Raw genomic sequence first — 22,793 nt, forward strand, 5'->3', positions numbered from 1 at the left:
CTGGATGCCGGTGGCCCGGGACGCCGACGTCACCGGGCCACCAGCAGCCGGGCGTCCATCGCGCCCTCCTCGAACAGCCGGGAGGTCCCGTTACGCGCGTTCCGCTTGACGCTCCTCGTCATGACGGGACTCCTCCACCGGCCGGGCCGGATCTCCGGGTGTGGCCCCCGTCCGCTGACGGCTCCGGGAGACCGCCACCCCGGCCAGGCAGAGCAGCCCGCCGAGGACCCCGAGCAGCGTCGGCACCTCGTCCAGCAGGACCCACGCCATGAGCACGACGATCGCCGGGACGGCGTACGTGGTCGCGCCCATCCGGCCCGCCGTGGTCCGGGCCAGGGCGTAGCCCCAGGTGGTGAAGGCCAGCGCGGTCGGGAAGACGCCCAGATAGATCATGTTCAGCGTCGCGGACATGGGGGCGTCGGCCGCCTCGGAGACCAGCACCCCGGTGAACGGCAGACAGGCGACGGCACCGATCACGCAGCCGAAGGTGTTGATCTGCAACGAGGAGCCGTGCGCGAGCGCCGGCTTCTGGCTGACCACGCCCAGCGCGTAGACCACCGCGGCCAGCAGGCAGAGCGCCACGCCCAGCACGGAGGAGCTGCCGTGCCCGGACATCGCGAGGCCGACGACGACCGCGCCCGAGAACGAGATGCCCATGCCGAGCAGCAGGCGGCGCGGCAGCCCCTCGCCGAGCATGCGGGCCCCCATCAGGGCCATCAGGATCGGCCCGATGTTCACCAGCATCGCCGCCGTTCCGGCGTCGACCTCCTGCTCGCCCCAGTTGAGCGCCACCATGTACAGCCCGAACCACAGCACGCCGGACGTGACGATTCCGCGCCAGGCGCCGCGCCCGGGCAGCCCCTCCCGCCGTACGAGGAGGATCGCCCCGAGCACCAGCGCGCCCGTCAGCAGCCGCCCGAGGGCGAGGGCGCCGGGGGAGTAGGTCTCGCCCGCACTCCGGATGGACACGAAGGCGGAGGCCCACAGCACGACGGTGGTGCAGGCGGCGGCGGTGGCGCGCCAGTGGTGGGCCGGCGGGGAGACCGGAAGGGGGGTCGGGGTCGTCGTCATGGCCACGACCGTAGAGCGGGGAACGCTCCGACCCCCACTGAATTGTCGAGGACCGTCAATCGGCGACCGGCCCGCCCCGTCCACCCTCGCCCTGTCCGTGTCTCTCCGGGAACGGCCCCGGACGGGCTGTTCGAGGCCGGCCCGCGTCAGCGACGATGCGGTGCGGGGGGAGCCGTTTCCGTGGGTCGCGCGTACTGCTCGTACTGGATCGCCAGCCCGTCCAGCAGGGCCCGCAGCCCGGTCTCGAAGGCCCCTTCGTCGACCTGGCGGCGGTGGTCGGCGAGCAGGTGGGCCTGGCCGAGATGCGGGTAGTCGGCGGGGTCGTAGGCGGTCTCGTCGTCGACGAAGCCCCCGGCGAAGGAGCCCAGCGCCGAGCCGGTGATGAAGTAGCGCATGAGCGCCCCGATCCGGGTCGCCTGCGCGGGCGGCCACCCCGCCCCCACCATCGCCCCGAACACCGCGTCGGCGACCCGCAGCCCCGCCGGGCGCCGTCCGGGGCCCCGGGCCAGGACCGGGACGATGTGCGGGTGCGCGGCGAGGGCGGCCCGGTAGGAGAGCGCCCAGTCGTGCAGGGCCTCGCGCCAGTCGCGCGGGTCCGCCTCCTCGAACATCGACAGATCGACCTGTACGGAGACCGCGTCGGCGACGGCGTCGAGGATCTCCTCCTTGTTGCGGAAGTGGTTGTAGAGCGAAGGGCCGCTGACGCCCAGGACGGCCGCCAGCCGACGCGTGGAGACGGCGTCCAGCCCTTCGGAGTCCACGAGCGCGCTCGCCGCCCCGACGATGCGGTCTCTGCTCAGGAGGGGCTTGCGCGGTCGGGCCATGCGGCTCATAGTAGGGCCTGCGAACCGAAAACTAGCAGTGCTAATTAAAGTGCGCCCGAGCGGCGCCCGTGAGAGGCAGTGGGTGGGCACGATGGACCTGACGCTCAGCGAGGAGCAGGAAGCCGTCCGGAAACTGGCCGAGGACTTCGTCGCCCGCGAGGTCTCGCCCCACGTCGTCGCGTGGGACCGAGCCGAGAATGTCGACAGGTCGATCGTGAAGAAGCTCGGGGGCCTCGGCTTCCTCGGTCTGACCGTCCCCGAGGAGTACGGCGGCTCCGGCGGCGACCACCTGTCCTACTGCCTGGTCACCGAGGAGCTGGGGCGCGGCGACTCCTCGGTGCGCGGCATCGTCTCCGTATCGCTCGGGCTGGTCGCCAAGACCGTCGCGTCCTGGGGCGACGAGGAGCAGAAGCGGGCCTGGCTGCCCCGGCTCACCTCCGGCGAGGCGATCGGCTGCTTCGGGCTCACCGAGCCCGGCACCGGATCGGACGCCGGGAACCTCGCCACCCGGGCCGTGCGCGACGGCGGTGACTACGTCGTCAACGGCACCAAGATGTTCATCACCAACGGCACCTGGGCCGATGTCGTGCTGCTCTTCGCGCGGACGAACGACGCCCCCGGTCACCGGGGCGTCTCCGCCTTCCTCGTCCCCACCGACACCCCCGGCCTCACCCGCCGCACCGTCCACGGCAAGCTCGGCCTGCGCGGCCAGGCCACCGCCGAACTGGTCCTCCAGGACGTCCGGATACCGGCCGGTTCCCTCCTCGGGCCCGAGGGCAAGGGCTTCTCCATCGCCATGTCCGCCCTGGCCAAGGGGCGGATGTCCGTCGCGGCGGGCTGCGTGGGCATCGCGCAGGCGGCCCTGGACGCGGCCGTGCGCTACGCCGGTGAGCGCGAACAGTTCGGCAAGGTCATCGCCCGCCATCAGCTCGTCCAGGAGCTGCTCAGTGACATCGCCGTGGACGTGGACGCGGCCCGGCTGCTGACCTGGCGGGTCGCCGACCTGATCGACCGGGGCCAGGAGTTCGCCACCGCCGCGTCCAAGGCCAAGCTGTACGCGTCCGAGGCCGCCGTCCGCTGCGCCAACAACGCCCTCCAGGTCTTCGGCGGCTACGGCTACATCGACGAGTACCCGGTCGGCAAGCTGCTGCGGGACGCCCGCGTGATGACGCTCTACGAGGGCACCAGCCAGATCCAGAAGCTGATCATCGGGCGCGCGCTGACCGGCGTCTCCGCCTTCTGACCGGCTCGCGGGTTCGTACGGGTGTCTGAGTACGGGCCTGAGTACGGGCGCGGATGTGGCAGGCGCCACGTCGGCGGATGCTGAACCCATGAGTGACACGACATCGGTCAAGCAGCAGAGCACCGCCGCCTTCTACCTGCAGGCGGTCGCCTCCTTCATGGTGGCGATCGGTGCGGTGGCCTTCGGCATCTTCTTCCTCGACGCCGACGCCTGGGTACGCGGCTTCCTCGCCATCGGTGTGCTCTACCTCGTCACGTCCTGCTTCACGCTCGCCAAGGTGATCAGGGACCGCCAGGAGGCCGGACAGATCGTCAGCCGGGTGGACCAGGCCCGGCTGGAGAAGATCCTCGCCGAGCACGACCCCTTCCAGAAGCTCTGACCGGCAAGATCGGCGGGGCAACCGCTAAGCGCTTGCTCAGGTTCGGGGTATGGTGTTCGTCCTGCTGACGGAGAGGGGCCCTGGGCGATGTGTGCGGCGGAGGAGACGAGCGGCGAGGACGCGCCGTGGGGCGAGGTCACTCCCGAGGCGGCCAGGCGGCTCCTCGTCGCCGCCGTGGACGCCTTCGCCGAGCGCGGGTACCACGCGACCACCACCCGTGACATCGCCGGCCGGGCCGGGATGAGCCCGGCCGCGCTCTACATCCACTACAAGACCAAGGAAGAGCTGCTCCACCGGATCAGCAAGCTCGGCCACGAGCGGGCGCTGCACGTGCTCGCGGCCGAGGCCGACCGGGACGGCACGGCCGCCGAACGCCTCGCCGGGGCCGTCCGCTCCTTCGTCCGCTGGCACGCGGAGCGGCACACCACCGCCCGGGTCGTGCAGTACGAGCTCGACGCGCTCGGCGAGGGGCACCGCACCGAGATCGTCGCCCTGCGGCGCAGGAGCGACGCGGTGGTGCGCCGGATCATCGGCGAAGGGGTGCGGGACGGCGAGTTCGACGTCCCCGACGTCCCCGGCACCGCCCTCGCGGTGCTCTCCCTCTGCATCGACGTGGCCCGCTGGTTCAACGCCCGGGGCGCCCGCACCCCCGACGAGGTCGGCGAACTGTACGCCGGCCTCGTCCTGCGCATGGTCGGAGCCGGGCAGGCCCAGAAGTAGCCGACGGTTTCGGAAGCAGCCGACGGTTTCAGGAGTATCAGAAGTAGTAGCGGGACACCGACTCGGCGACGCAGGCCGGCTTCTCGCTGCCCTCGCGCTCGACCGTGACGACCGCCGTGACCTGTACACCGCCGCCGGCCTCCTCGACGTCACGCAGCACCGCTGTCGCCCGCAGCCGCGAGCCGACCGGGACGGTCGAGGGGAAACGGACCTTGTTGGTTCCGTAGTTGATGCCCATCTTCATGCCCTCGACCCGCATCACCTGCGGCACCAGCGCGGGCAGCAACGAGAGCGTCAGATAGCCGTGCGCGATGGTCGTGCCGAACGGCCCGTCCTTCGCCCGCTCCGGGTCCACGTGGATCCACTGGTGGTCGCCGGTCGCGTCGGCGAACCGGTCGACCCTCTCCTGATCGATCTCCAGCCAGTCGCTGTGTCCCAGCTGCTCACCCACTCCGTCCCGCAGCTCCCGCGCGGATGTGAAGATCCTCGGCTCTGCCATGTTCCCGGTTCCTGCCTTCCGGCTCGGCGCACCATCAGGCGCGATGTCTAAGCGCTTGCTCAGCATCGTTGTGGGGCGCGTTCCTGTCAACGACATGGCAGTAGATTCGAGGGGTGCCCCAGATTCCCCAGACACACCACGAACTCTCGGTCGGCCAGCTCTCGGCGCGCAGCGGCGCGGCCATCTCGGCCCTGCACTTCTACGAGACCAAAGGCCTGATCAGTAGCAGCCGCACCAGCGGCAACCAGCGCCGCTACTCGCGGGACGCGCTGCGCCGGGTCGCCTTCGTCCGGGCGGCCCAGCGCGTCGGTATTCCCCTGGTCACGATCCGGGAGGCGCTCGCCGAACTGCCCGAGGAGCGCACGCCGAACCGCGAGGACTGGGCCCGCCTCTCCGAGGCCTGGCGCAAGGAACTGGACGAGCGCATCGGGCAGTTGCACCGCCTGCGCGACCATCTGACCGACTGCATCGGATGCGGCTGTCTCTCGCTGGAGACCTGTGTGCTGTCCAACCCCGACGACATCGTCGGTGAGCGGATCACCGGTTCCCGTCTCATGCCCGAGGGCCGGAAGCCGCCCAGGCGCCCGTAGTCCCCGCGGCGCGGGCGCGAGGCCTCACGCCGCCGTTGTGGCCGGCCTCCGGTGCCGTGGCAGCCGCGCCCTGGCCAGTGTGCGGTCGGTCAGGGCGGGCTGCGGCACCGCGATCCCGCACCCCGTGCACACCGGGCCCGCCCACGGCGCCTCGCCCCGCTCCTGCCGCCACTCGATGCCGGTGTCCGCGCAGACCGGGCAGGCGGAGCCGGCGCCGGCGCCCAGAGCCGCGATCAGGCGGCGCAGGACCTCGGCGAGCGGTTCGGTGGGATGGATGTCCGGGTCGGAGCAGCGGGCCACCCCGTGACCGCCCCAGGTGCGGCGGTGCCAGTCGTCGAACGCACCGGGCCGCCGCACCCCCGCGTGCTTCTCGCGCCGCCGCCGCTCGGCGAACCCCGCCTCGTACGCGAGCCAGACGGCCCGCGCCTCCTCCAGCTCGTCCAGCGCGCCCACCAGGCGCACCGGATCGGGCGCCCGGTCCTCGGGATCGATCCCGTGCCGGGCGCACAGATGGTCCCAGGTCGCCCGGTGCCCGTAGGGGGCGAACCTCTCCAAACACTTGCGCAGCGAATACCGCCGCAGGGCCAGATCCCCCATCGGATCGCGGACCTGTCTCGCAAGACTCCGGAAACCGGCCATGGCACCGCCACCTCCGTCGCTCGTCCTTGGACGTCAAGGAATGGACGTACGCCTGCCCGTTTCGGCTCCATCGAAAGATGAGATCCGTCCATTGGCCGAGACTCCCCATGTGGGAAGGGGTGCAACGGGCGGGAGCGAAGCGGCGCGCGGACGGGTGGTGCGAGGGCTCACTCCTCGCGCGGGTGGCGAAATCCGATGGCGGCGTCACGGTCCCGTGCGGTTGGGTTCCCCCATGACAACAGCTCGTCCGCGCCTGGAAAAGGTGACCCCCGACAACGTGCTCGCCGCCTGTCGGCTGGAAGTCGCACCCGAACAGCGCCGGTTCGTCGCCCCGGTCGCGCGGTCCCTGGCCGAGGCCTATGTCCACCCCGACCTGGCCTGGCCCCGGCTGATCCGCGACGGCGAGCGCCTCGTCGGCTTCGTGATGGCCTACTTCGACCTGCCGTTCGACTTCGACGCCGGGGTGCCGGACGCCCCGCCCCGCTCGGGGCTCTGGCGGCTCGCCATCGCCGCCGACGAGCAGGGCCGGGGCTACGGACGGTTCGCCGTGGGGGCGGTGAACGAGGAGATCCGCCGGCGGGGCGGGACAGTCTCGACCGTGACCTGGGAGCCCGGTGAGGGCGGCCCCGAGGAGTTCTACCTCCGCCTCGGCTACCGCAAGCGGGGCCTCACGGACGACGGCGAATACCTCGGCGACCTGGACCTCACGGCCTGATCGGACGCAGGGACCGCCCTCCGTATCCTCAGTACGAAGGTGCTCCTGATCCTCGGTACGAAGGTGCTCCTACCCTCCGTACCGCAGATACCTCCGCCGCTTCGCCCGGAACGCCGACAGGTCCCGCCGCCACGCCCGTACCACCGTGTCGGTGTCCGCGCCCGCGTCGATCATCGTACGGACGCGGGTGTTCCCGGTCAGCTTGTCGATCCAGTTGTCCGGCCGCCAGGTGAAGCCGCTCCACGTCTGCTTCGCCGTCACCAGCAGGGCGATCCCGGTGCGGACCGGGTCGAAGACCTCCCGGTCCTGGACGTGCACCTGCACCCCGCCCACCGTCTTCCCCGCGAACTTGGAGAAGGTCGGCGCGAAGTACGCCTCGCGGAAGGCCACCCCCGGCAGCTCCAGGGCGTTCGCGGCGGCCGCCCAGCGGTGGTCGACGCCCTCCGCTCCCAGGAGCTCGAAGGGGCGCGTCGTGCCGCGGCCCTCGGAGAGGTTCGTGCCCTCGAAGAGACAGGTGCCGGAGTAGACGAGCGCCGTCTCGGGCGTCGGCATGTTCGGGCTCGGCGGCACCCACGGCAGCCCGGTGTCGTCGAAGAAGTCCGAGCGCCGCCACCCCGACATCGTCACCACGTCCAGCCGCACCGGATTCTCGTGCAGGAACTCCGCGTTGAAGAACAGCGCCAGCTCCGCCACCGTCATCCCGTGCGCCTGGGCGATCTCCCCGCGGCCGACGAACGTGCCGAACGCCGGGTCCAGCACCGGGCCCAGCGCTGCCCGCCCGGTCACCGGGTTCGGCCGGTCCAGCACGACGAGGCGCTTGCCCGCCAGCGCCGCCGCCTCCATGCAGTCGTACAGCGTCCAGATGTACGTGTAGAAGCGCGCGCCCGCGTCCTGGATGTCGAAGAGGACCGTGTCCACGCCCGAGGCGCTGAAGATGTCCGCGAGCGGCTGCCCGCTCTTGAGGTACGTGTCGTAGACCGGCAGCCCGGTCGCCGGGTCGTCGTAGCGGCCCTCGGAGCCACCGGCCTGCGCGGTGCCCCGGAACCCGTGCTCGGGGCCGAAGACGGCGGTCAGGTCCACCCGTGCGTCCGGGTGCATCACGTCGACGATGTGCCGGACGTCCGCGGTGACGCCGGTCGGGTTGGTGACGATCCCGACCTCCTGGCCCCGCAGCGACCGGTAGCCGTCGGCCGCCAGCCGGTCGAAGCCGGTGCGCACCCGGCCGCGCCCGGGCCCGGAGCCGCGTCCGGGGACGGCCGAAGCCGCGGCGGGGCCGGTGCCGGCCCCTGTCGCCGCGAGCGCGCCCACGGCGCCTCCCGCGGCCAGCACACCACGTCGGGACAGGCTCATTCCGCTACCTCCATGATCGCGCCGACTGTCATGGCCACGCACGCTAGCGCGGGCCGGGGCCGCACGGAACGACCTGGACCGCGCCGGATTCCCCGAGCCGGGCACCTCGCTCCTCCCGGCCTCCTTCCGGCCCTCTCCCGCGCCTGCTCCGGGCTCCGGCCGGTCCGTTCCCGCCTCTTCCCGGATCACATACCGACCGGTTAGTCTGCCGGTGCAGCCGGATGGGAAGGGCGGGATGACGATGGGTACGGTGCAGGGCGCCGGCGTAGTGGTCACAGGGGCCGGAGGCGGCATCGGCGCCGCTCTGGCCCGCAGGTTCGCCGCCGGGGGCGCGCGGGTCGTCGTCAACGACCTCGACCTCGCCCGGATCGAACCGCTCGCGAAGGAGATCGGCGGCTTCGCCGTCGCCGGGGACGCCTCGGGCATCGTGGACGCCGCCCGGGATGCGCTGGACGGCACGGTGGACGTCTACTGCGCCAACGCCGGCCTGGCCTCGCCCGGCGACGTGTTCGCCGACGAGGAGATCTGGGCCGCCGCCTGGGACGTCAACGTGATGGCCCACGTCCGCGCGGCCAGGGCCCTCCTGCCGGACTGGCTGGAGCGCGGCAGGGGCCGTTTCGTCACCACGGCCTCCGCCGCCGGGCTGCTCACGATGATCGGCGCGGCCCCGTACAGCGTCACCAAGCACGGTGCGGTCGCCTTCGCCGAGTGGCTCTCGCTCACCTACCGCCATCGCGGGATCAAGGTCCACGCGATCTGCCCGCAGGGCGTGCGCACCGACATGCTCACCGCCGCCGGTTCGGCCGGCGAGCTGGTCCTCGCTCCCGGTGCCATCGAGCCGGACGCGGTCGCCGACGCGCTGTTCGAGGCGATGGACGCCGACCGCTTCCTGGTCCTGCCGCACCCCGAGGTGGCCGGCTACTACCAGGCCCGCGCCGCCGATCCCGACCGGTGGATGGGCAGTATGAACCGCCTCCAGCGGAAGTGGGAGGCGAGCGGCGCGTGAACGACCCGACCCCCGCCCCCGCCACCCCGGGCCCCGGCGGCTCGGTCTACGCGGCCCAGCCGTGGCTCGCCCTGCTCAGCGACGCCCAGCGCGCCCCCGTCACCCCGCCCGCGACCGTGCTGCACGCCTTCCGCGCCGCGGTCGGGCGCGCACCCGAGCACCCGGCCCTGGCCTACTTCGACGGCCGCCTGAGCTACCGCGAGACCGACGAGCTGTCCGACTCGGTGGCCGGGCACCTCGCCGCCCGGGGGCTGCGCCGCGGCGACCGGGTCGCGATCATGCTCCAGAACAGCCCGCACTTCGTGCTCGCGCTGCTCGGCGCCTGGAAGGCGGGCGCGACCGTCGTCCCCCTCAACCCGATGTACAAGTCCGGCGAGGTCGGCCACGTCCTCGCGGACGCCGGGGTCACCGCGCTGATCTGCTCGGACCGGGCGTGGGAGGCGTATCTGAGGGAGACCGCGGCGGCGGCCCCGCACCTCACCGTCGCGCTCACCGCCTGCGAGCTGGACCTCCAGACCGTGAACGACCCCCGCGTCCTCGGTTTCGAACGGCTCCCGGCCCCCGGCCCCGACGACCTCGCGGACGACCTGCTGGCCGCCGCCCGCGCCGGGAACCCGGCCCCGGCCGGCCGGGAGCTCACCGCCGGCGACACGGCGCTGATCAGCTACACCTCCGGGACGAGCGGCACCCCCAAGGGCGCGATGAACTCCCACGGCAACATCATGGTCAACGCCGAACGCCAGCGCACCGGCCATCCGATCGCCGAGGGCTCCGCCTACTTCGCGCTCGCCCCGCTCTTCCACATCACCGGCATGGTCTGCCAGCTCGCCGCCTGCGTCGCCAACGCGGGCACCCTCGTCCTGGCCCACCGCTTCGAGGCGGGCGTCGTCCTGGAGGCCTTCGCCGCCCACCGCCCCGCCTACACCGTCGGCCCCTCCACCGCCTTTATGGCACTGGCCGCGCATCCGGACGCCACCCCGGACCACTTCGCCTCGTTCCGGGTGATCTCCTCAGGCGGCGCGCCCCTGCCGCCCGCGCTCGTGGAGAAGTTCCGCGCGGGCTTCGGCCCGTACCTCCGCAACGGCTACGGACTCACCGAGTGCACAGCCCCCTGCGCCTCGGTCCCGCCCGAGCGCGAGGCCCCGGTGGACCCGGCCTCGGGCACCCTCTCCGTCGGCGTCCCCGGCCCCGACACCTTCGTACGGATCCTCGACGAGACCGGCCGGGAGGTCCCCTTCGGGGAGCAGGGCGAGATCGCGGTGCGCGGCCCCCAGGTCGTCTCCGGCTACTGGAACCTCCCCGAGGCCACGGCCGCCGCCTTCCCGGACGGCGAGCTGCGCACCGGCGACATCGGCTTCATGGACGCGGCGGGCTGGCTGTACGTCGTCGACCGCAAGAAGGACATGATCAACGCCTCCGGGTTCAAGGTGTGGCCGCGCGAGGTGGAGGACGTCCTCCACACCCACCCGGCGGTGCGCGAGGCGGCCGTCGTGGGCGTGCCCGACGCGTACCGGGGGGAGACGGTCCGGGCGTACGTGAGCCTGCGTCCGGGGGCCGTCGTGGAGCCCGGCGAGCTGAGCGCCTACTGCGAGGAACGGCTCGCCGCGTACAAGTATCCGCGCGAGGTGGAGATCCTGGCCGAGCTGCCGAAGACGGCGAGTGGGAAGATCCTCAGGCGGGAACTGCGTTCCCCCCGTTAGAACGGCGTCGAAACAGCGCGCGCACGGTACGAAAGGAAGGTGGCGGCTCATGGCCAAGGCGACGGATCAGAACGGCACTCCCGTCCCTCAGAGGCTGCTGGCCGCCGCCACCCGGCTCTTCGCCGAGCGCGGGTACGACCGCACCTCGGTCCAGGAGATCGTCGAGGCGGCGGGCGTCACCAAGGGGGCGCTCTACCACTACTTCGGCTCGAAGGAGGACCTGCTCCAGGAGGTCTACGCCCGGGTGCTCCGGCTCCAGCAGGAGCGGCTGGACGCCTTCGCGGACGCCGAGGCGCCCATCGAGCGGCGGCTGCGCGACGCGGCGGCCGACGTGGTCGTCACGACCATCGACAACCTGGACGACGCGGCGATCTTCTTCCGCTCCATGCACCACCTGAGCCCCGAGAAGAACAAGCAGGTGCGCGTCGAGCGCCGCCGCTACCACGAGCGCTTCCGGGCCCTGATCGAGGAGGGCCAGCGCACCGGCGTGTTCTCCTCGGCCACCCCCGCCGACCTGGTCGTCGACTACCACTTCGGCTCGGTCCACCACCTCTCCACCTGGTACCGCCCGGACGGCCCGCTCAGCCGCCAGGAGGTCGCCGACCACCTCGCGGACCTGCTGCTGCGGGCCCTGCGTCCGTAGCGGGGGACGGGACCGGCCGACGGACCGTGCCATCCACTGGCCCGCTCCGCCGGTCGGGGTGAGTCTGGATAGATGACGTATGTCCTGCCTCCCGATGAGGCGCCGGGGTCCACGGGCGAACCACTGTCCGTTAATAGAACGGCCATGTCCGGTTTCCGCTCTTGACGGAGCACTGTCATTTCCTTGAGCATCGGTCACGCATTGCGCACCTCTGGGCCGCTTGTCGGGGCCCACGCTCCAGGACCCGGCCGCATCACCGCGCGGCCGGGGACCCCCCGCACGTTCCGTCAGTCCCCAACGGAATCCGGAGCCCGTGAATGAGACCGAACCGTTTCACCCTGCGCAGATCCCCGACGGCCGTCGCGGCCGTCGCCCTCGCCGCCGTCCTCGGAGCCGGAGCACCGGCCGCCCAGGCCGCCGGCGCGCAGGCGTCGCCGACAGCCGCCGCCGCGGCGCCCGACATCCCCCTGGCAGGCGTCAAGGCCCACCTTACGCAGCTCTCGACGATCGCCGCGAACAACGGCGGCAACCGCGCCCACGGCCGCCCCGGCTACAAGGCGTCCGTCGACTACGTGAAGGCCAAGCTCGACGCAGCCGGATACACCACCACCCTCCAGCAGTTCACCTCCAACGGAGCCACCGGCTACAACCTGATAGCCGACTGGCCCGGCGGCGACCCGAACAAGGTCCTGATGGCCGGGGCCCACCTCGACTCGGTCTCCTCCGGCGCCGGGATCAACGACAACGGCTCCGGCTCGGCAGGCATCCTGGAGACCGCCCTCGCCGTCTCCCGCGCCGGGTACCAGCCCGACAAGCACCTGCGGTTCGCCTGGTGGGGCGCCGAGGAGCTGGGCCTGGTCGGCTCGAAGTACTACGTCAACAACCTGCCGTCCGCCGAGCGTTCCAAGCTCTCCGGCTATCTCAACTTCGACATGATCGGCTCGCCCAACGCCGGCTACTTCGTCTACGACGACGACCCGGTCATCGAGAAGACCTTCAAGGACTACTTCGCCGGCCTGAACGTCCCCACCGAGATCGAGACCGAGGGCGACGGCCGCTCCGACCACGCCCCCTTCAAGAACGTCGGCGTCCCCGTCGGCGGACTCTTCACCGGCGCCGGCTACACCAAGTCCGCCGCCCAGGCGCAGAAGTGGGGCGGGACCGCGGGGCAGGCCTTCGACCGCTGCTACCACTCGTCCTGCGACACCACGAGCAACATCAACGACACCGCCCTGGACCGCAACAGCGACGCCGCCGCCCACGCCATCTGGACCCTCTCCTCCGGCACCGGCGAACCGCCCGCCGGGGACGTGTTCAGCAACACCGCCGATGTCGCCATCCCGGACGCGGGAGCGGCCGTGACCTCGCCGGTCTCGGTCACCGGACGGACGGGCAACGCCCCGGCCGCCCTCCAGGTCGGCGTCGACATCAAGCACACCTGGCGCGGCGACCTGGTCGTCGACCTGGTGGCCCCGGACGGCACCGCGTACCGGCTGAAGAACTCCAGCAGCGGCGACTCGGCCGACAACGTCATCACGACGTACACGGTCAACGCCTCCGCCGAGGTGGCCAACGGCTCCTGGAAGCTCCGCGTCCAGGACGTCGCCCGTCAGGACACCGGCTACATCGACAGCTGGAAGCTCACCTTCTGACTCCTGCCGCACGCGTACGTTCTGAGTCCTGCCGCACGCGTACGGGCGCCGCCCCCTCCCGAAGAGCACCTCGGGAGGGGGCGGCACCGCTGTCCGTCACACGTACCGCTTGATCTCCCGCCGGGCCAGCGACCGCTGATGCACCTCGTCCGGCCCGTCCGCCAGCCGCAGCGTCCGCGCCGAGGCCCACAGCTCCGCCAGCGGGAAGTCCTGGCTCACCCCGCCCGCGCCGTACAGCTGCACCGCCGAGTCGAGGATGTCCACCACCGCGCGCGGGGTGGCGATCTTGATGGCCTGGATCTCGGTGTGCGCGCCCTTGTTGCCCACGGTGTCCATCAGCCAGGCCGTCTTCAGCACCAGCAGCCGCAACTGTTCCACCGTGACCCGGGCGTCCGCGATCCAGTTCTGTACGACGCCCTGCTGGGCGAGCGGCTTGCCGAACGCCGTACGCGCCACCGCCCGCCGGCACATCAGCTCGATGGCCCGCTCCGCCATCCCGATGAGCCGCATGCAGTGGTGGATCCGCCCCGGACCCAGCCGCGCCTGCGCGATGGCGAAGCCGCCGCCCTCCTCGCCGATCAGGTTCGCCGCGGGCACCCGTACATCGTGGAAGACCACCTCGGCGTGACCGCCGTGCGAGTGGTCCTCGTACCCGTACACCCGCATCGCGCGCCGCACTTCGAGGCCCGGGGTGTCGCGCGGCACCAGGATCATCGACTGCTGGCGGCGGATGTCCGCGCCGTCCGGGTCCGTCTTGCCCATCACGATGAAGACCGCGCAGTCCGGGTTCATCGCCCCGGAGATGTACCACTTGCGCCCGTTGACGACATAGTCCTCGCCGTCCCGGACGATCCGCGTCTCGATGTTCGTCGCGTCGGAGGACGCCACGTCCGGCTCCGTCATCGCGAACGCGGAGCGGATCTCCCCGGCGAGCAGCGGCTCCAGCCACCGCTTCTTCTGCTCGTCGGTGGCGAACTGGAAGAGCACCTCCATGTTCCCGGTGTCCGGGGCCGCGCAGTTCAGCGCGGTCGGCGCGAGGTGCGGGGAGCGGCCGGTGATCTCCGCGAGCGGGGCGTACTGGAGGTTCGTCAGCCCGGCCCCGTACTCCGCGTCGGGCAGGAAGAGGTTCCACAGCCCCTGCCGCCGCGCCTCGGCCTTCAGCTCGCCCACCACCGCCGGGGTGTCCCACGGGGACGCGAGCCGCGCCCGCTGCTCCTCGGCGACCTCCTCGGCCGGATACACGTGCTCGTCCATGAACGCGAGCAGCCTGCTCCGCAGCTCCTCGGTACGGGCGTCGAATGCGAAGTCCATGGGTTCAGCCTTCCTGGAGGGTGGTGAGGCCGTGCTCGATGAAGACGGGGACCAGATCGCCGATCCGGTCGAAGCCCGCGCCGACGGTCTGGCCGAGGGTGTAGCGGTAGTGGATGCCCTCCAGGATCACGGCGAGCTTGAACCACGCGAACGCGGTGTACCAGGAGATGGCGGAGGTGTCCCGGCCCGAGCGGGCCGCGTAGCGCTCGATCAGCTCGGCGGGGGAGGGATGCCCGGCCGCGCCGCTGGTGGTGGAGACGGGCGACCGGGGCAGGTCGAGGTCGGAGCTGTACATCACGAGCAGACCGAGGTCGGTCAGCGGATCGCCGAGCGTGGACATCTCCCAGTCGAGGACGGCCTTGATCCGGTCGTCGGAGCCGAGCAGCACGTTGTCCAGGCGGTAGTCGCCGTGGACGACGGTGGGCGCGGGAGAGGAGGGCAGCCCGCGGCCGAGGGCGGCGTGCAGCTCGTCGATGCCCGCCAGCTCGCGGTTGCGGGAGGCGTCCAGCTGCTTGCCCCAGCGCCGCAACTGGCGGTCCAGGAAGCCGTCGGGACGCCCGAAGTCCCCGAGCCCGACCGCCCCGGGATCCACGGCGTGCAGGTCGACCAGGGTGTCGACGAGCCCGAGGACCGCCGTCCGGGTGCGCTCCGGTCCCAGGGGGGCGAGCTGCTCGGCGGTGCGGTACGGGGTGCCATCGACGTACTCCATCACGTAGAACGGGGCGCCGATCACGCTGTCGTCCTCGCAGAGCAGCAGCGGCTCCGGCACGGGTACGGCGGTGGGGTACAGGCCGCTGATCACCCGGTGTTCGCGCGTCATGTCGTGCGCGGTGGCCAGCACATGGCCGAGCGGAGGCCTGCGCACCACCCACCGGCCCGTCCCGTCGCTGACGGTGTACGTGAGGTTCGAGCGGCCGCCCTCGATCAGCCGCGCTTCGAGAGGTCCGCTCACCAGCCCCGGCCGCTCGCGGTCGAGATGGCCGCGCAGCAGTTCCGGGTCGAGACCTGGTGGGGGGAGTGAGCTCATGGTGCGTACCTCCGGGCGGCGGAACGAGGCGACTGGACGATCGCGAACCATGATGCCGACCAGTCGGTATGTCGTCCAGTGCACGCCCGGGATCCGGTGGTGCGGAAGCCGGTCCGACCCTGGCGGTGAAACGTATCCCTGAATAGAGTTCACGTATGCATACTGCTGATCTGGTGATCGAAGGCGTCCGGCTCACCCCGATCCTCGTGTCCGATCCACCCCTGCTGAACACCCAGGGAGTCCACCAGCCGTACACCCCGCGCCTGATCGTGGAGGTGGTCACCCGGGGCGGGACGACCGGCGTGGGGGAGACCTACGGCGACGGCGCCTACCTGGAGCCCGCGCGCTCCCTCGCCGAGGCGCTCCCGGGCCGGGCGGTCACGGATCTGAACGGGCTGTTCGTCCTGGCCGAGGAGGTGTGCGGTGCGTCGCGCGCCGCCGACGACCGGGTCGACGCCGGGGGGCTGCGCGGAGTCAGGAACGCGGAGAAGATCCGGCTCTCGGTCGTCTCCGCCTTCGAGGTCGCCTGCCTGGACGCCCTCGGCAAGGCCCGGAGCCTGCCCGTGCACGCCCTGCTCGGCGGCAAGGTCCGTGACACCGTCGAGTACAGCGCCTACCTCTTCTACCGCTGGGCCGCCCACCCCGGCCCCGGCGAGAGGGACGACTGGGGCGCGGCGCTCGACCCGGCCGGCGTCGTCGCCCAGGCCCGGCGCTTCGCCGACACCTACGGCTTCGGCTCCTTCAAGCTCAAGGGCGGCGTCTTCGAGCCCGACCGGGAGATCGCCGCGATCCACGCCCTGGCCGAGGCGTTCCCGGGCCGCCCGCTGCGCCTGGACCCGAACGGCGCCTGGTCCGTCCCCACCTCGCTGTACGTCGCCGAGCGGCTGAAGGGCGTCCTCGAATACCTGGAGGACCCCACCAGCGGCACGGCCGGCATGGCCGCGGTGTCGGCCGGAACCGACGTCCCGCTCGCCACCAACATGTGCGTCACCACCCTCGCCGAGGTCCCCGAGGCCTTCGCCCGCGACGCCGTCCAGATCGTCCTGAGCGACCACCACTACTGGGGCGGACTGCACCGCACCCGGGAACTGGCGGGCATCTGCCGCACGTTCGGCGTCGGACTCTCCATGCACTCCAACACCCACCTCGGCATCAGCCTCGCCGCGATGACCCACGTCGCCGCCACGGTGCCGGACCTCGCGTACGCCTGCGACAGCCACTACCCCTGGCAGACCGAGGACGTCATCACCGAGCGCCACACCTTCACCGGGGGCCGGCTCACCGTCTCCGACGCCCCCGGTCTCGGCGTCGAACTGGACCGCGAGCGCCTGTCCGCCCTGCACCGTCGCTGGCTGGCGGACGAGACCCACCGCGAGCGCGACGACGCGGCGGCGATGCGCGCCGCCGACCCGGAGTGGACGACGCCGACGGTCCCGCGCTGGTGAGCACGCCGACGGTCCCGCGCTGGTGAGAGGGGCGGGACCCGGCCGTACCCCCTGAGTTGCGGCGGCCCCGACCTGCACGGAAGGTCGAGGCATGAAGGCGATCAGCTACAGCGCGTACGGTTCCGCCGACGTCATGGAGTACGGCGAGCGGCCCGACCCCAAGGTCGGCCCCGACACGGTCCTGGTGAAGGTACGGGCCGCCGCCGTCAACCCGGTCGACTGGAAGGCCCGCGAGGGCTATCTCCAGGGTGGCCTCGAAGCCGTCTTCCCGGTGATCCCCGGCTGGGACGTCTCCGGGGTCGTCGTGCAACCGGGCGTCGCCGTCGACGAGTTCGCGGTCGGCGACGAGGTCATCGGCTACGTACGCGAGGACTTCCTCTCGCGCGGTACGTTCGCCGAGTACGTCGCCGCCCCCGTGCGCACCCTCGCCCGCAAGCCCCTGAGCCTGAGCTTCGAGGAGGCCGCGGGCCTGCCGCTGGCCGGGCTGACCGCCTACCAGGTGCTGCACCGCGTCCTGAAGATCCGCGACGGCGACACCGTCCTGGTCCACGCGGCGGCCGGCGGCGTCGGATCGATGGCCGTCCAGATCGCCCGGCACACCGGCTGCCGGGTGATCGGCACCGCGAGCCCCCGCAACCACGAGCATCTCCGGAGCCTCGGCGCGGAGCCCGTGGAGTACGGCGAGGGCCTCGTCGACCGGCTGCGCGCACTGGTCCCGGACGGCTTCGACGCCTCCTTCGACACGGTGGGCGGCGACGCGCTGCGCGCCTCCGCCGACACCCTCGCCCCGGGCGGCCGGCTCGCCTCCATCGCGGACGGCGAGGTCTTCTCCTACGGCGGCCGCTACGCGTTCGTGCGCCCCGACGCCGACGACCTGGCCCAGGTCGCGGAACTGGCCGAACGGGGCATCGTCACCGTCCATGTGGACCGGGTGTTCCCGCTGGAGCAGGCCGCCGACGCGTACCGGCTCAACCAGGAGGGGCGGACCCGCGGCAAGATCGTGGTGACGGTGGACTGGGACGGCTGAGGAGCCCCGCCGGGCCGGTCCACCCGGTTCGGACTCAGCGGCTCGGCGGCTCGGCGGCTCAGAACAGCATCGCCGCCGCGAACACCGCCAGCGCCACCGTGCACAGCGTCGCCGCCAGCGCTCCGCGCGGGGCGAGCGGCTCCGGCCGCGCCGTCTCCATCCGCAGCATCCGACGGTGGGCCACCACCAGGAAACCCAGCCAGACCGCCGCGCTCAACGCCACCGCGACCAGCGCCATCGGGGTCGCCCCGCCGTGCAGCGCCTGCCGCACCGCGAGCAGCCCGACGACCGTGGCGGACAGCGTCGTACGCCGCCAGGCCAGCCGTGTCCGCTCGGGCTGGAGCCCGGGATCCCGGTCCGTCGTCCCCGTCACACGCCCTCCCAGCCGAAGAGGACCACCACCACCATCGCCACGGCGACGACGGCGACCACCAGGCTCAGCAGGGTCGGGAACCGGGACACCGGCAGGTCCTCGCCCCGCCGCATCGCCCGCTCGCACCGCACCCAGTGGTTGACCGCCCGCAGCGCGCAGAGCACCCCGGCCGCGAGCAGCCCGAGCGCGAGCCCGGCCCGGGCGCCCCACACCAGCTCCGGCAGAAACTGGTCGACGGCGAAACCCCCGGCGATCAGGGCCAGGGCCGTCCGGATCCAGGCGAGGAACGTCCGCTCGTTGGCCAGCGAGAACCGGTAGTCGGGGGTGTCCCCCTCGTCCCGGATCCGCTGCGGCGCGAACCACAGCCGTACGCTCTGCACGATCTTGTTCACACCTGGAACCCTAGAGGCTGCTCACCGATCAGGCCCGGTCGGTCTCGATTGCGTCCAGTCAATTCTGTTCGATCTCGGTCAGTCTCGGTCGGCCCCGGTCAGCCTCGCGCGGACCCGTTCGGGGCGTCCGAGTCCGGTCGGGCCGCCCGGAACTCCCGCAGCCGCCGGTACGCCTCCACCCCGTCGGGCACCCAGGGCCACTCGTCGAGCCGCCGCTCCAGCTCCGCGTCGTCCAGGAACGTGTGCCAGGCGACCTCCTCCACCTGCGGGGCCACCGGCAGTTCGCACCGCACCCGGTAGACGGCGGACCACCAGGTGTACCCGGTGTCCGCGTCGGAGTAGAGGAACCGGAACAGCGGCTCCGGCCGCGGCAGCCCCGAGACCCCCAGCTCCTCCTCCGCCTCGCGCAGCGCCGCCTCGTCGTACGACTCGCCCGCCCCCACCACCCCGCCGACGAACATGTCGTAGTGCGAGGGGAAGACCAGCTTCGTGGGCGTACGCCGATGGACGAACACCCGCCCGTCGGCGTCGCGGGCCTCGATGGACACACAGCGGTGCCGCAGCCTTCGCGCGGTCGCCTCGCCGCGCGGGGCCTGCCCGATGACCTCGTCGTTCTCGTCGACGATGTCCAGGATCTCGTCAGAGGGCGTCATACGTTTCATCCAACATCACCCGGACGGTTGACGTGGCCCCGGCGGGTACCCAAGATCTGACGCACGGGTAACCTGCACGTTTCGCCGGTCCGGTGGGCCGGCCTTCCCCGCCCGCCCCGAGCCACCCCCGACAGGACGGAACCCATGGCGTACGACGCTGATGTGATCGTGATCGGGGCAGGACTCGCCGGGCTGGTGGCCACCGCCGAACTGGTCGACGCCGGCCGCTCCGTGATCCTCCTCGACCAGGAGCCCGAGCAGTCCATCGGCGGCCAGGCACACTGGTCCTTCGGCGGCCTCTTCCTCGTGGACTCGCCCGAACAGCGCCGGCTGCGGATCAAGGACAGCCGGGAGCTGGCCCTCCAGGACTGGTACGGCACGGCGGGCTTCGACCGGGAGACCGAGGACCGCTGGCCCCGGAAGTGGGCCGAGGCGTACGTCGACTTCGCCGCCGGGGAGAAGCGCTCCTGGCTGCACCAGCAGGGGCTGCGCATCTTCCCGGTCGTCGGCTGGGCGGAACGCGGCGGCTACGACGCGACGGGCCACGGCAACTCCGTACCCCGCTTCCACATCACGTGGGGCACCGGACCCGGCGTCGTCGCCCCCTTCGAACGACGGGTCCGCGAGGGCGTCGCCAAGGGCCTCGTCCAGCTGAGGTTCCGCCACCGCGTCACCGGCCTCGCCCGCACCGCCGGAGCGCTCGACACGGTCACCGGCGAGATCCTGGAGCCCAGCGCCGCCGAGCGCGGTACCGCGAGCAGCCGGAAGGCCACGGGCTCCTTCGAGCTGACGGCGCAGGCGGTGATCGTCACCTCCGGCGGCATCGGCGGCAACCACGACCTGGTCCGCGCCCAGTGGCCCGAGCGCCTGGGCACCCCGCCCGAGAAGATGCTGTCCGGGGTGCCCGCGCACGTCGACGGACTGATGCTCGGCATCGCCGAGAAGGCGGGCGCGCACCACATCAACCGCGACCGGATGTGGCACTACACCGAGGGCATCGAGAACTGGAACCCGATCTGGGCCCGGCACGGCATCCGGATCCTGCCCGGCCCCTCGTCGCTCTGGCTCGACGCGCGCGGCAAGCGCCTGCCGGTCCCGCTCTTCCCCGGCTTCGACACGCTCGGCACCCTCGAACACATCATGGGATCCGGCCACGGCTACACCTGGTTCGTGCTCAACCAGCGCATCATCGGCAAGGAGTTCGCGCTCTCCGGCTCCGAGCAGAACCCGGACCTGACCGGCAAGTCGGTCCGCGACGTGATCGGCAGGGCCCGCGCGGACGTGCCCGCACCGGTCAGGGCGTTCATGGACCACGGCGTCGACTTCGTCGTCGAGAAGGATCTCGACGCACTCGTCCGGGGCATGAACGCGGTGACGGGCGACGGCCTGATCGACGCGGCCGACCTGCGCCGCGAGATCACCGCCCGTGACCGGGAGATCGCCAACCCCTTCACCAAGGACCTCCAGGTCACCGCGGTCCACGGGGCCCGCGCCTACCTCGGCGACCGCCTCATCCGCACCGCGAAACCGCACCGGATCCTGGACCCGGCGGCGGGCCCGCTGATCGCCGTCCGGCTCAACATCCTCACCCGCAAGTCCCTGGGCGGCCTGGAGACCGACCTGTCCTCCCGCGTCCTCGACCTCGACGGCGCCCCGCTCCCCGGCCTGTACGCGGCGGGCGAGGCCGCGGGCTTCGGCGGCGGCGGAGTCCACGGCTACCGCTCCCTGGAGGGCACGTTCCTGGGCGGCTGCATCTTCTCCGGCAGGGCGGCCGGCCGGGCGGCAGCGGAAGCGACGGGGTAACGCCCCCAACCGGGGCCGCGCCCCGAACCCCTCCCGACCATCGAGGACGGGGCCGGCAATTCAAGCCCCTCCGGCGATCGAGGAGCGGGGTCCGGGGCGGAGCCCCGAAGTCACCCCAACCGCTCGACCACCCGGAACCGCTCCGCGACGATCAGCGTCCCGTCGTTCACCGTGAACCCCGGATCCCCCAGCGCCTCCCGCATCTCCTCGCTGTGCCAGAACCGCTCGTGCCCCGCCCGCCATTCGGCCACCGACCGATATCCCTCGCCCTCGTCGAGCGCATGCTGGAGATCCACCTCCCCCAGGGGCAGTACCCGTACGTCGATCAGCTCCAGCACCGCCACCTCCCGCCCGTCCGAGTCGATCAGCGCGGAGCGTTCGCCCACGGGGGGAAGCTCCTCCTGCTCCCGTTCGTACTCGGCCAACAACCCGGATGTGAACACCTTTTCACCGGAGAGGACCGCCGCCACCAGCTGGTCGCGCAACGGCCCGGGAAAGGCGAGAAGGAAGGGGCTGAGGGGTTCGCGAGGTTCCATGTCCTCAGTGTGTCAGGCGCCACTCCGCGCCCACCTGCACCGCCGCACGCTGCGCGAACGCCCCGCCCGATGGGGCGCAATCCAGCCAAGTAGCGGAAAAGTGAACTGAGTTGACGTCAGGCGCCCCTTGACGGGGAGCATTGCCTACCGCTTTGCTGTGGCGCGATCATCCGCTCGCACACCGCATCGAAAGAAGCCTGCGGCATGCCCCCGCCTCCGCCGCCCCTGGGCCGCTCCCGCCGTCGGGGCAGCCGCTCGGACCACGTCTTCGACCCGGCCCTCGATGACGATGAACTCATCGCCGCACGCGGCCAGTTCGTTCAGGGCAGATGGTCCGAGGCCCGCACCCTGCTCGTGGGCACCGGGCGGGACTGGGACCGCCGCGGACACCGCGTGCTGGCCCTCGCCGAGACCCCGTCCGCCGTGGACTGGGCCGGTGACTGGCTGCTCGTCGAACCCGAGAGCGCCGACGCCGCCACTCTCCTCGGCTGCGCCCGGGTCGTTCGCGCTCTGCGGCCCAAGGCCAAGGCGCACGACGCCGCCCGCGCCCGGGAAGCCTGCCTGGCCGCCGCCCGTCTCCTCCCCGACGACCCCACCCCCTGGCTCGCGCTGCTCCTCCTGGACCGGGGCCGCGACGACGGGGCGGACGAGACCGGCCGGCTCTTCGAGGAGGTGCGCTCCCGCCACCCCGACCACCATCACGCCCACCACGTGATGACCGCTCTGCTGGCCGAGAGCAACCCCGCCAGCGGCCACGACCCCCTCCACGAGGTGTACGACTTCGCCGCCTGGGCCGCCGAACTGGCCCCCGCCGACTCCCCGTTGTCCGTTCTCCCGGTCATCGCCCACGCCGAGCGCTACCGCGTCCTGGTCGCCGCCGGCATCGAGCCCGGCGACCCGGCGCTCTCCGAGCACTGGTCCGGACGGCGGGCCCGCCAGGTGATGAAGGCCGCCTTCGACTGGTGGCTGGAATGGGAGCGCGAGGACCATCCGCGGCACCGCCTCGATCTGAACTTCCTGGCCCACGCCAAGGTCTGCGAGGGCCGGCCCGCGGAGGCCGCCGCCCTGTTCCACCGCATCGGCCCGTACGCCACCGCCGCGCCCTGGTCGTACTCCGGACGCGAGCCCCACGCCGCGTTCGTCGCCGCGCGCACCTACGCGCTCGGCACCCCGTGAAGCGCCCGTGATCCACGGA

24 protein-coding genes are annotated in these 22,793 nt (G+C 72.2%); 13 read left to right on the forward strand and 11 right to left on the reverse strand.

The annotated features are described in order from the left end of the window. Positions 1-90: 90 nt before the first annotated feature. Both ACH4KB_RS20465 and ACH4KB_RS20470 read right to left on the reverse strand, forming a co-directional pair. Positions 91-1,071, reverse strand: a complete 981-nt coding sequence (locus ACH4KB_RS20465; RefSeq protein ID WP_398067303.1) for a DMT family transporter — start codon at positions 1,069-1,071, stop codon at positions 91-93. A 146-nt stretch (positions 1,072-1,217) separates the two neighbouring features. Continuing rightward, entirely contained in the window at positions 1,218-1,895 is a 678-nt protein-coding gene (locus tag ACH4KB_RS20470; protein WP_398067304.1) for a TetR/AcrR family transcriptional regulator, read from the reverse strand. A 91-nt stretch (positions 1,896-1,986) separates the two neighbouring features. Between ACH4KB_RS20470 and ACH4KB_RS20475 the strand changes: the two genes are divergently transcribed. The 3 genes from ACH4KB_RS20475 to ACH4KB_RS20485 all read left to right on the forward strand — a co-directional run bounded on the left by ACH4KB_RS20475 (position 1,987) and on the right by ACH4KB_RS20485 (position 4,237). Continuing rightward, positions 1,987-3,138: an acyl-CoA dehydrogenase family protein gene (locus tag ACH4KB_RS20475; RefSeq protein ID WP_398067305.1), complete on the forward strand. Its 1,152-nt coding sequence runs from the start codon at positions 1,987-1,989 to the stop codon at positions 3,136-3,138. Positions 3,139-3,226: 88 nt separating this feature from the next. Next, the gene (locus ACH4KB_RS20480; RefSeq protein ID WP_069754201.1) at positions 3,227-3,517 is read left to right on the forward strand and encodes a YiaA/YiaB family inner membrane protein; all 291 of its coding nucleotides are present in this window, start codon (positions 3,227-3,229) and stop codon (positions 3,515-3,517) included. A gap of 87 nt (positions 3,518-3,604) precedes the next feature. Next, entirely contained in the window at positions 3,605-4,237 is a 633-nt protein-coding gene (locus ACH4KB_RS20485) for a TetR/AcrR family transcriptional regulator (RefSeq protein ID WP_398067306.1), read from the forward strand. 37 nt (positions 4,238-4,274) lie between these two features. On the opposite strand, the gene ACH4KB_RS20490 is transcribed toward ACH4KB_RS20485, so the two are convergent. Further along, positions 4,275-4,736 carry a MaoC family dehydratase gene (locus tag ACH4KB_RS20490; RefSeq protein ID WP_398067307.1) on the reverse strand — a complete coding sequence of 154 codons (462 nt, stop codon included), beginning with the start codon at positions 4,734-4,736 and terminating at the stop codon, positions 4,275-4,277. Between the two features lie 113 nt (positions 4,737-4,849). On the opposite strand from ACH4KB_RS20490, the gene soxR reads away from it, so the two are divergent. Beyond that, positions 4,850-5,326, forward strand: a complete 477-nt coding sequence (gene soxR / locus ACH4KB_RS20495; RefSeq protein ID WP_398067308.1) for a redox-sensitive transcriptional activator SoxR — start codon at positions 4,850-4,852, stop codon at positions 5,324-5,326. 24 nt (positions 5,327-5,350) lie between these two features. Here the strand turns inward: soxR and ACH4KB_RS20500 are convergent, their stop codons facing one another. Beyond that, on the reverse strand, positions 5,351-5,965 hold the full coding sequence (locus ACH4KB_RS20500) for a hypothetical protein (protein ID WP_398067309.1): 615 nt from the start codon (positions 5,963-5,965) through the stop codon (positions 5,351-5,353). 232 nt (positions 5,966-6,197) lie between these two features. Between ACH4KB_RS20500 and ACH4KB_RS20505 the strand changes: the two genes are divergently transcribed. Further along, a complete protein-coding gene (locus ACH4KB_RS20505) occupies positions 6,198-6,680 on the forward strand; it encodes a GNAT family N-acetyltransferase (protein ID WP_398067310.1) in 483 nt (160 codons plus the stop codon). Between the two features lie 69 nt (positions 6,681-6,749). Here ACH4KB_RS20505 and ACH4KB_RS20510 read toward each other — a convergent pair whose 3' ends face one another. Then, positions 6,750-8,030, reverse strand: a complete 1,281-nt coding sequence (locus tag ACH4KB_RS20510; protein WP_398067311.1) for an exo-beta-N-acetylmuramidase NamZ domain-containing protein — start codon at positions 8,028-8,030, stop codon at positions 6,750-6,752. A gap of 235 nt (positions 8,031-8,265) precedes the next feature. Here ACH4KB_RS20510 and ACH4KB_RS20515 point away from each other — a divergent pair, with 235 nt between their 5' ends. The 4 genes from ACH4KB_RS20515 to ACH4KB_RS20530 all read left to right on the forward strand — a co-directional run bounded on the left by ACH4KB_RS20515 (position 8,266) and on the right by ACH4KB_RS20530 (position 13,031). After that, positions 8,266-9,036, forward strand: a complete 771-nt coding sequence (locus tag ACH4KB_RS20515; RefSeq protein WP_398067312.1) for an SDR family oxidoreductase — start codon at positions 8,266-8,268, stop codon at positions 9,034-9,036. After that, positions 9,033-10,736 carry an AMP-binding protein gene (locus ACH4KB_RS20520; RefSeq protein ID WP_398067313.1) on the forward strand — a complete coding sequence of 568 codons (1,704 nt, stop codon included), beginning with the start codon at positions 9,033-9,035 and terminating at the stop codon, positions 10,734-10,736. Before ACH4KB_RS20515 ends, ACH4KB_RS20520 begins: the two co-directional genes overlap by 4 nt. Positions 10,737-10,785: 49 nt before the next feature. Continuing rightward, positions 10,786-11,379, forward strand: coding sequence for a TetR/AcrR family transcriptional regulator (locus tag ACH4KB_RS20525; protein ID WP_398067314.1), 594 nt, complete (start codon positions 10,786-10,788; stop codon positions 11,377-11,379). A gap of 317 nt (positions 11,380-11,696) precedes the next feature. Beyond that, positions 11,697-13,031: a M28 family metallopeptidase gene (locus tag ACH4KB_RS20530; RefSeq protein ID WP_398067315.1), complete on the forward strand. Its 1,335-nt coding sequence runs from the start codon at positions 11,697-11,699 to the stop codon at positions 13,029-13,031. Positions 13,032-13,127: 96 nt separating this feature from the next. Here ACH4KB_RS20530 and ACH4KB_RS20535 read toward each other — a convergent pair whose 3' ends face one another. Together ACH4KB_RS20535 and ACH4KB_RS20540 are read right to left on the reverse strand one after the other, a co-directional pair. After that, on the reverse strand, positions 13,128-14,342 hold the full coding sequence (locus tag ACH4KB_RS20535) for an acyl-CoA dehydrogenase family protein (protein ID WP_398067316.1): 1,215 nt from the start codon (positions 14,340-14,342) through the stop codon (positions 13,128-13,130). A gap of 4 nt (positions 14,343-14,346) precedes the next feature. Further along, positions 14,347-15,369, reverse strand: a complete 1,023-nt coding sequence (locus tag ACH4KB_RS20540) for a phosphotransferase family protein (protein WP_398067317.1) — start codon at positions 15,367-15,369, stop codon at positions 14,347-14,349. A gap of 155 nt (positions 15,370-15,524) precedes the next feature. On the opposite strand from ACH4KB_RS20540, the gene ACH4KB_RS20545 reads away from it, so the two are divergent. Both ACH4KB_RS20545 and ACH4KB_RS20550 read left to right on the forward strand, forming a co-directional pair. Beyond that, positions 15,525-16,814 carry an enolase C-terminal domain-like protein gene (locus tag ACH4KB_RS20545; RefSeq protein ID WP_398067318.1) on the forward strand — a complete coding sequence of 430 codons (1,290 nt, stop codon included), beginning with the start codon at positions 15,525-15,527 and terminating at the stop codon, positions 16,812-16,814. A 91-nt stretch (positions 16,815-16,905) separates the two neighbouring features. After that, positions 16,906-17,841 carry an NADP-dependent oxidoreductase gene (locus ACH4KB_RS20550; RefSeq protein WP_398067319.1) on the forward strand — a complete coding sequence of 312 codons (936 nt, stop codon included), beginning with the start codon at positions 16,906-16,908 and terminating at the stop codon, positions 17,839-17,841. A 58-nt stretch (positions 17,842-17,899) separates the two neighbouring features. Here the strand turns inward: ACH4KB_RS20550 and ACH4KB_RS20555 are convergent, their stop codons facing one another. The 3 genes from ACH4KB_RS20555 to ACH4KB_RS20565 all read right to left on the reverse strand — a co-directional run bounded on the left by ACH4KB_RS20555 (position 17,900) and on the right by ACH4KB_RS20565 (position 19,259). Continuing rightward, the gene (locus tag ACH4KB_RS20555) at positions 17,900-18,214 is read right to left on the reverse strand and encodes a DUF202 domain-containing protein (RefSeq protein ID WP_398067320.1); all 315 of its coding nucleotides are present in this window, start codon (positions 18,212-18,214) and stop codon (positions 17,900-17,902) included. Continuing rightward, the gene (locus tag ACH4KB_RS20560) at positions 18,211-18,606 is read right to left on the reverse strand and encodes a YidH family protein (RefSeq protein WP_398067321.1); all 396 of its coding nucleotides are present in this window, start codon (positions 18,604-18,606) and stop codon (positions 18,211-18,213) included. The genes ACH4KB_RS20555 and ACH4KB_RS20560 overlap by 4 nt, the downstream gene beginning before the upstream one ends. Positions 18,607-18,704: 98 nt before the next feature. Beyond that, on the reverse strand, positions 18,705-19,259 hold the full coding sequence (locus ACH4KB_RS20565) for an NUDIX domain-containing protein (RefSeq protein WP_398067322.1): 555 nt from the start codon (positions 19,257-19,259) through the stop codon (positions 18,705-18,707). A 144-nt stretch (positions 19,260-19,403) separates the two neighbouring features. Here ACH4KB_RS20565 and ACH4KB_RS20570 point away from each other — a divergent pair, with 144 nt between their 5' ends. Further along, positions 19,404-21,062 carry an FAD-binding dehydrogenase gene (locus ACH4KB_RS20570; RefSeq protein ID WP_398067323.1) on the forward strand — a complete coding sequence of 553 codons (1,659 nt, stop codon included), beginning with the start codon at positions 19,404-19,406 and terminating at the stop codon, positions 21,060-21,062. A 110-nt stretch (positions 21,063-21,172) separates the two neighbouring features. Here the strand turns inward: ACH4KB_RS20570 and ACH4KB_RS20575 are convergent, their stop codons facing one another. After that, positions 21,173-21,598 carry an ASCH domain-containing protein gene (locus ACH4KB_RS20575; protein ID WP_398067324.1) on the reverse strand — a complete coding sequence of 142 codons (426 nt, stop codon included), beginning with the start codon at positions 21,596-21,598 and terminating at the stop codon, positions 21,173-21,175. 204 nt (positions 21,599-21,802) lie between these two features. Here ACH4KB_RS20575 and ACH4KB_RS20580 point away from each other — a divergent pair, with 204 nt between their 5' ends. Next, positions 21,803-22,774: a hypothetical protein gene (locus tag ACH4KB_RS20580; RefSeq protein ID WP_398067325.1), complete on the forward strand. Its 972-nt coding sequence runs from the start codon at positions 21,803-21,805 to the stop codon at positions 22,772-22,774. Positions 22,775-22,793: the final 19 nt, after the last annotated feature.

This window comes from Streptomyces sp. NPDC017520 (genome assembly GCF_044329855.1).
In the GTDB taxonomy this organism is placed as follows: domain Bacteria; phylum Actinomycetota; class Actinomycetes; order Streptomycetales; family Streptomycetaceae; genus Streptomyces.

Bases quoted from the DNA above. Each gene is read 5' to 3' on its own strand.
- ACH4KB_RS20525 (WP_398067314.1), top strand. From the start codon at position 10,786: ATGGCCAAGGCGACGGATCAGAACGGCACTCCCGTCCCTCAGAGGCTG.
- ACH4KB_RS20535 (WP_398067316.1), bottom strand. From the start codon at position 14,342: ATGGACTTCGCATTCGACGCCCGTACCGAGGAGCTGCGGAGCAGGCTG.
- ACH4KB_RS20545 (WP_398067318.1), top strand. From the start codon at position 15,525: ATGCATACTGCTGATCTGGTGATCGAAGGCGTCCGGCTCACCCCGATC.
- ACH4KB_RS20565 (WP_398067322.1), bottom strand. From the start codon at position 19,259: ATGACGCCCTCTGACGAGATCCTGGACATCGTCGACGAGAACGACGAG.
- ACH4KB_RS20505 (WP_398067310.1), top strand. From the start codon at position 6,198: ATGACAACAGCTCGTCCGCGCCTGGAAAAGGTGACCCCCGACAACGTG.
- ACH4KB_RS20480 (WP_069754201.1), top strand. From the start codon at position 3,227: ATGAGTGACACGACATCGGTCAAGCAGCAGAGCACCGCCGCCTTCTAC.
- ACH4KB_RS20550 (WP_398067319.1), top strand. From the start codon at position 16,906: ATGAAGGCGATCAGCTACAGCGCGTACGGTTCCGCCGACGTCATGGAG.
- ACH4KB_RS20475 (WP_398067305.1), top strand. From the start codon at position 1,987: ATGGACCTGACGCTCAGCGAGGAGCAGGAAGCCGTCCGGAAACTGGCC.
- ACH4KB_RS20510 (WP_398067311.1), bottom strand. From the start codon at position 8,030: ATGAGCCTGTCCCGACGTGGTGTGCTGGCCGCGGGAGGCGCCGTGGGC.
- ACH4KB_RS20570 (WP_398067323.1), top strand. From the start codon at position 19,404: ATGGCGTACGACGCTGATGTGATCGTGATCGGGGCAGGACTCGCCGGG.
- ACH4KB_RS20540 (WP_398067317.1), bottom strand. From the start codon at position 15,369: ATGAGCTCACTCCCCCCACCAGGTCTCGACCCGGAACTGCTGCGCGGC.
- ACH4KB_RS20515 (WP_398067312.1), top strand. From the start codon at position 8,266: ATGACGATGGGTACGGTGCAGGGCGCCGGCGTAGTGGTCACAGGGGCC.
- ACH4KB_RS20575 (WP_398067324.1), bottom strand. From the start codon at position 21,598: ATGGAACCTCGCGAACCCCTCAGCCCCTTCCTTCTCGCCTTTCCCGGG.
- ACH4KB_RS20485 (WP_398067306.1), top strand. From the start codon at position 3,605: ATGTGTGCGGCGGAGGAGACGAGCGGCGAGGACGCGCCGTGGGGCGAG.
- ACH4KB_RS20465 (WP_398067303.1), bottom strand. From the start codon at position 1,071: ATGACGACGACCCCGACCCCCCTTCCGGTCTCCCCGCCGGCCCACCAC.
- ACH4KB_RS20530 (WP_398067315.1), top strand. From the start codon at position 11,697: ATGAGACCGAACCGTTTCACCCTGCGCAGATCCCCGACGGCCGTCGCG.
- ACH4KB_RS20500 (WP_398067309.1), bottom strand. From the start codon at position 5,965: ATGGCCGGTTTCCGGAGTCTTGCGAGACAGGTCCGCGATCCGATGGGG.
- ACH4KB_RS20580 (WP_398067325.1), top strand. From the start codon at position 21,803: ATGCCCCCGCCTCCGCCGCCCCTGGGCCGCTCCCGCCGTCGGGGCAGC.
- ACH4KB_RS20490 (WP_398067307.1), bottom strand. From the start codon at position 4,736: ATGGCAGAGCCGAGGATCTTCACATCCGCGCGGGAGCTGCGGGACGGA.
- ACH4KB_RS20470 (WP_398067304.1), bottom strand. From the start codon at position 1,895: ATGGCCCGACCGCGCAAGCCCCTCCTGAGCAGAGACCGCATCGTCGGG.